The 6914-nt window shown below is 29.1% G+C and carries 5 protein-coding genes; all 5 read right to left on the bottom strand.

Going from position 1 to position 6914, the window contains the following annotated elements; all coding sequences use genetic code 11:
* Positions 1 to 132 precede the first annotated feature (132 nt).
* Entirely contained in the window at positions 133 to 1911 is a 1779-nt protein-coding gene (locus K324_RS0105385) for a L,D-transpeptidase (protein ID WP_026748252.1), read from the bottom strand.
* 35 nt (positions 1912 to 1946) lie between these two features.
* Positions 1947 to 3596: a L,D-transpeptidase gene (locus K324_RS0105380; protein ID WP_036095215.1), complete on the bottom strand. Its 1650-nt coding sequence runs from the start codon at positions 3594 to 3596 to the stop codon at positions 1947 to 1949.
* Positions 3597 to 3781: 185 nt separating this feature from the next.
* Positions 3782 to 5002 carry a MalY/PatB family protein gene (locus tag K324_RS0105375; RefSeq protein WP_026748250.1) on the bottom strand — a complete coding sequence of 407 codons (1221 nt, stop codon included), beginning with the start codon at positions 5000 to 5002 and terminating at the stop codon, positions 3782 to 3784.
* A gap of 33 nt (positions 5003 to 5035) precedes the next feature.
* Entirely contained in the window at positions 5036 to 5776 is a 741-nt protein-coding gene (locus K324_RS0105370; protein ID WP_026748249.1) for a hypothetical protein, read from the bottom strand.
* Entirely contained in the window at positions 5769 to 6890 is a 1122-nt protein-coding gene (locus K324_RS0105365) for an ATP-binding protein (RefSeq protein ID WP_026748248.1), read from the bottom strand. The genes K324_RS0105370 and K324_RS0105365 overlap by 8 nt, the downstream gene beginning before the upstream one ends.
* Positions 6891 to 6914: the final 24 nt, after the last annotated feature.

Genomic DNA, 6914 nt, shown 5'->3' with positions numbered 1-6914 from the left:
CTGCCCCTTTTTTACCCCTTTTAGCAAAATAAAAAAGTTGTATAATTCTCTAAAATAAAAGGGATATTCACTTTCAATGGAATATCCCAAACATCTGAATTATATCTAAAAATATTTTTTATTAAAAATAATTTATTTAACTAACATAACAGTAGGAACATTAGGCACTCTAAGCCCTTCCGAATGTCCTGGTGTCGAGTTTCCCAGCCAGTCATAAATAAACTTAATCTGATCATCATAATGTCTTATACATTTATGGGATTCTGGATAAGTTCCAATTTTTTTAGCTGTTGCAGCTTTTCTTTGCTCCCTTGTATTTTTGGGCTCAAAAACTGATGGGATACCATGCATGTATCCTCCACCACTAAATCTTACTGCATATCTCGCATCACCAACAACACCTCCTCCAGAACCTGTATATGACATTACTGGTTTTGAGTAGGGGATTAAAAATGTTCCGTATGGTGTAGCAAATGAATTTCCAGCATCTTTTCCAGTTGTTACAAATGAAGAAGTTACAACATTCCAACTATTTCCATTTTTTTCGATAATCATTTCATTTTGACTGGCTCTGTCAACATAGATAAATCTTGTTATTTCACTTGTAATTCCTGCATCTTTTAAAAATCTTCTTGTAGAAGGTTTTAAGTAATAAGTTCCGTTGTCATAAGCGTCTATTTTAACTTTTACATATTTATCATTTTCTTCTTCCACAACCATAATAGTTCTATCTGGAATATTTATATAGTCTTTAAAACTTTTATCTGTATATCCAAATTCACTTTGATTAGCACGGTTTCCAAATTTATCCCGTTTTCCAGATTCGCCACCACCAAGTGGAACATAATCATCTAAAACGTATATTTTTTTATTTGCACTGACTGCCTCTTTTATAAATTTATTTGTTTTATCGACTTTTCTCATCATGTCATTCCAGTCAAATTCTCTTTTTTCAACAGCAGATTTTGGAATATATCCAAGCTGATTGTCAAAAAATACTTCATACCACTCGTCCGATTTTCCAGTATTAGTTTTAACAATACCAGTTGTTCTGTATTTATGAGAATAAGCTGCTGACTTTATGGCTTTGGCATTAGAATTTGGTTCTTTCCTTATGCTTGTTGGCGTTTTCACAAAAACAAATTCATCCATTTCCTTTGGAGAATGCTTATCATACTGAAAACTAAATGTCAAGTTTTTTGGCCTTTGAGCATTAAATTCCTTAACATATGAATATTGCCCTCTTGGTAAATTTTTATTTTTAGGAACTTCCACTGTTTCTTTTGGTTCTTTTTCCCTTAATTCGTTTTCTTTTTTTTCTTTTTCAATTATAGAACTTTGAGCCTTTTCCATATTAGACTGTTTTGAAATTTCTGTAGGTTTGTTTTCTATGGTTTGGCTGTTTTTCGGATTTCCTTTAGAATCATTTGTATTTTTTTTTTGTGAAACAGGCTTTTTGTCTGTTTCATTAGTTTTAATTTCTTTTATTGGTTGTGTTACTTCCTGTTTCTTTTCTGGTTTTGGAGTCTGCGTTTTTTGTTTTTGTGCAGATGGAATTCCACCTTTTTTGGGATATTCCGCTATAAATCCTTTTATAAAAGTATCAAATTTTGCTTCAAATTCAGTTTTAGTTATTATTTTTTCTACACTTTTACCTTTTGCAAATTTAGCTTTTTCATTAAATACATAAGGAGTAAATTTCAAATGTACATTATTTCCTTCTACTGCATAATCCACATCTATTTTATCTTTAATCCCATCTCCATCTAAATCAGGCTCCAATGAAATTTGTTTCCATTCTAATTTTTTTACTTCCTTTGGTGCTGAAAAAGTATTTATCGACATTGCAGAAAATATTACTAATGCCATAACTAAAAATTTTATTTTTTGTAAATTTCTTTTTTTTACCATAAGTTTCTCTCCTTATTGTTTATTTTAAGGTTATCTTACAAAACCACCGCTATTACAGGCTCTTCGGGTATTGTGTTATCTCTATCCCTGATTTTACTGTCTGCATTTATCCATTTGACAATAAATTCAATCTGATCATCAAAGTGTCTTACACATTTGTGAGAATCTTTGTATGTTCCTATTTTATGGGCTGTTCCTGTGTTTAATGTAGAGCCTCTAAAATTAAGTCCTACAGGAATTCCGTGCATATAACCTCCACCACTAAATCTTACAGCATATCTGGCACTTCCACCGATAGTCAAGTCAGATCTTCCAGGAAGAGTTTTATCCCCTTCTCTTGCGTGTCTTGTAAATGTCATATATGGCCTTGTGAAAGCTATTAGGAATGCTCCATGTGGCGTTTCATATGAACCCCATCCGTCTTTTCCTGTTGTTACATACGAATATGTTACAACTTCATATTTTTCAGTTTCAGGAATTCTTTGGAAAAGCACTTCCGTTTGACTGTTTGGATCAATTGCAATAAATTTATTTACTTCACCTTTTATATTTTCCACCTTCTTATAGGCACCTTCTTGTTTTTCAATAAAATAAGGCCCTCCATAAAATGGTGTTTCAATTTTTAGCATATTATTTTCTTCACCAATTATTTTAAAAATTGTCTGATCAGGGATATTGATTTTTTCCCCTTCCTTTTTAGAACTTGTATAACCTACGATACTTTGATTATTTTTATTTCCAAATCTATCCTTTTCACTAGGTTTATCACGTGATAAAGGCCTATACTCTGTAACAATATACAATTCCTCATTAGCTTTAATTGCTGTATCAATAAATTTATTTACAATTTCAATTTTTCTAATCATTTTATCCCAATGGAACCCTCTTTGTGAAACATTGTCTTCGCTTCCAGCTATAAATCCTCTGACAGTCGTTGGATTCTCTGCAACAACCTTGCCGTTTTTATCTTTATTAGTTTTTTTGCTTACATTAGTGCTGATTCTTTTTGTAAATTCTGTAAAATACCATTTTGTCTGATTATTTGCAGCATCTGATACCATATCAAATAATATTTCAGGTTTTTCACTAAAGCTCAGATGTGCCACAGCATTTCCATTTGGTGCTTCCAGTAAACTTGATCCTTTTTTTATAAATAAAAAATTATTTGTATTTTCCGGTGCATGATTATTAAATTTTACCTTATCAAAAACTATATCATTATTCCTGTTATCTCCATAAATTTTAATATATCTAGTTTCATCAGGTTGAATATTTTTAGAATACTCAGGGTAATATTCCTTAACCTTATCAAACATTTTCTGCATTGCCTGAAGTTCCATAACATTAAATTTTTTATCAAAAGCTATTTGATAAGTTAATATTTCTTTCCCACCTTGATTTGTGTAAATTGAAACAACCGCCCCAATCAAGTTATCCACCACATTATAAGTTACGACAACTTTCTCATTGATTCCGTCACTATTAAAGTCATAATCAAATACATCCTTTTCCTGCCCTTTTACTGTAATATTTTCAGAATATTCCTTCGGCAAATTCAGTGGCTCTGCACTTGCATTAAATCCTACAACTGTATTAATCAATGCCAATACTCCGATTTCCATTTTCTTCCATTTTTTTATTTTTTCTTTTCCAGCTTCAATAATACTATCCAATTTTTTTGTCACAAATTCCCCTCCTACATCTATTCTTTCTACAACATTTCCACTCATCAATCAAAAAGTTGCTCACTTTTTTCATTTTAATATCTCTCCATCCTTTTTTGCAAAATTTTTTATTCAAGTAGAAAATTTTATTTTTCCTGTATATTATACCACAATACCCCTAAAAAAGTAAAACATAAAATCAAATTCTATTTACAAAATTGTGGAAATTCCACCTTCAATACTTCATAAAGTCTTTCCAGCATTTTCTCCAAATATTTCATAGGCACAGCCAGATTTACCCTCTCAAATCCATCTCCAGCTTTCCCAAACGTATATCCCTCGCTAAAGAATATTTTTGCTTTTTTATTCATAAACTCTGCAAGTTCTGTATTTTTAAGTCCTAATGCCTGAAAATCCAGCCATTGTAAATAAGTTCCCTCAATTAACGGGGCTTTTAAATTGATGAACTTTTCTTCAAAAAATTTATTCACCAATTTCTGATTTTTATCAACTAATAGCAAAAATTCATCCAGCCATTCTTCTGCTTCTGTATAAGCCAGTTCACATGCCTTATATGATAATGTTGTAAAAACATGCATCGACATTTTTTCCATCTCAGTTTTAAATTTTTTACGCAATTTCTCATTTTTGATAATTATATTTGAGATTCCTGCTCCAGCTAGATTGAAACTCTTTGTAGGGGCAGTACATGTTATTGTAATCTCAGCAAATTTTTCTGATAAAGTCTGAAAAACCGTATGTTTATGCCCAGCCATCACAATATCAAAATGAATCTCATCAGAAATCACAGTCAAATCATTCTCAACCGCAATTTTCCCAATCTTTTCCAAATCTTCCCTGCTCCACACAATCCCAAGCGGATTATGAGGACTGCACAAAAGCAATATTTTATTATTTTTATCTTTTGCAAACTCTTCAAATTTTTCAAAATCAACAGAATACTTGATTTCCCCATTCTCATTTTTACTCTCAACTAAACCACAATCCACAAATTTTCTCTTATTTGAAGTAATCGCACTATAAAACGGATAATAAACAGGTGTAAACGTAATCACACCTTCATTCTCTTTCGCAAAAGCCTTAATCGCAACATATATAGCCGAAACCACGCCAGGAGTACATAAAATCCAGTCTTTTTCCACTTTAAAACCGTGTCTTCTCTCCATCCAGCCTATAACAGCCTCATAATATTTCGAATAAGTCCCCGAATACCCCAAAACCGCTTTATCAATATATTTTTTTATTCCTTCCGTTATCTCAGGAGCAATCTTTAACTCCATATCCGCCACAGAAAACGGAACAATGTCGTCTTCCAGCTCTGAAAGTACTTCATACATCTGTTCCCATTTATACGAACCTTGCCCTTTTCTGCTTAGAATTGTTTCAAAATCATATTTTTTTGACATTTTTTCACTTCTTCCTTTTTCAACAAATTTATACTAAATTTTCAGTTTTTCCTGTAACTTTTCAATTTTATAATATTCATTTAGAAATATTGGTATTGATGGATAAAATTTTACTTTATTTTTACTTTTTAGTAATTCATTTTGAAATTTCAATATTTTATTTTTTTCTACATCTTTAAATTTCATTTCTAATATGTTTTCTGAATTATTAATATAAAATTTTATAATTTCCTTATATTGTGATTTAAGAGCCGTCATTCCCATGTTTCCAGTTTCATTTTTTATTTTCTTTTTAAAAACCTTAAAATCCTCCAACTTTTCTTCAAAGTTATTTTTTTCATAAATATAATTGCAACCAATAGGCTTATGATACGCTTCTATCATTGGAAAACTTAAATATAATTTACCATTCTCGGTTTCATTTTCAAAAAAACTGTTTATTTCCGATATTTCATTTATTCTTTCATATATTTTTTCAATATTTTTATATTCTTCATTTAATTTTGAATGTAAATCATAATCAAAAAATAAATATACATAAGATATTTCACTTGCTTTAAATTCTTTACTGATTTTATCTGAATATTTGTATTTTATATATCTGATAACATCCATATTTTCATCATACTTTTCTTTAATATCTTTATAAAAAGCATAAATTGTTCCAATTTTTGCCCAAATAACTTCCCCTTTTATTTGAAATTCATTTATTATATGCTCTATAAGTTTTTTATCAGGATCTTTCCCTTCCGTAAGCATCAAAATTTTACTCATATTCAAATACCTCTGTACGATACATTTTTTCTATATTGTGGTATTCCTCTATTTTTTTATCAGTAATTTCTGAAAATTGTTTAATTTTACCTTTATCATTTAAAACAAAATAACAGTCTGGACGTAAAATTTCATTATCTATCAAACTTGTCGAATGTGAAGATAATGCTACTTGTTCTATATTGTCATTTGAAAATAATCTTTCAAGTATGAATTTTGATAATGAATAATGAAAATAGGCATCAAACTCATCTATAAATAAAAAACTTACGTTTTTTATGGAAATTTCCATCCAAAAAAATAACAATGCCAAAATTTTAGTTCCACTTGAAGCAATTTTATAAAAATCCACTTGTTTTCCTGACTTAAACTCTATCAGTATTCTATCCTCATTTTGTACTAATTTTTGCTTTATTCCAGCTTCTTCTAAAAATTTCTCAAATTCTTTAACTTTATTTAAATCTATTATCCCTTTTAATATTTTCTCACTTCCATTACTATAACCCATATAAGTATTTCCTTCCTGCAAGGAACGAATCCATAACATATTGTCAATGAAATCAAAAAATTTATATAATGCCTTTTCTTTTATAAGCAAGATATTTCCTTTAATATACTTTACTAATGATATTTTTTCAAATTCATTAACAGATAAATCCCTATTAAAATTTTCAAAATTTTTAACATATTCTTCTATCTCAATTTTTACTATTTTTTTATTTTTGTTATACTCAATGCACAATTTATCGTTTATATAAAGTTTTTCTTCTACTATTGTTTCACTATCAATTTTTTTATATTCATACTTTACCTTCTCACTATCAAATTGAAAAATGTAGCGAAAAAAAGCATTATCTTTATTGCTTAAATTATAATTTAAATAATTTTTGTATTCATTAAGTCTTTTCTCTTTATCTGTTAAATGGTTAATAATATCAAAAATTGCAAGCCCGACATTTGATTTACCACTTCCATTTTTTCCCAATATCAACATTTTAGAAATTATATTATTTTCTATTATGTTTTCTTTAAAATTATAATTTCCAATATTTCCAAAATCCAATGTAATATTTTCAAAATTCTTAAAATTTTGAACTGTGAATGTTTTTAACATCTTCCCTCCTTACATCTCTTTTTA

Source organism: Leptotrichia trevisanii DSM 22070 (assembly GCF_000482505.1).
Lineage (GTDB): Bacteria > Fusobacteriota > Fusobacteriia > Fusobacteriales > Leptotrichiaceae > Leptotrichia > Leptotrichia trevisanii.
Note: the sequence above shows the minus strand (reverse complement) of the source record. Positions and strands in the feature narration are given on the sequence as shown.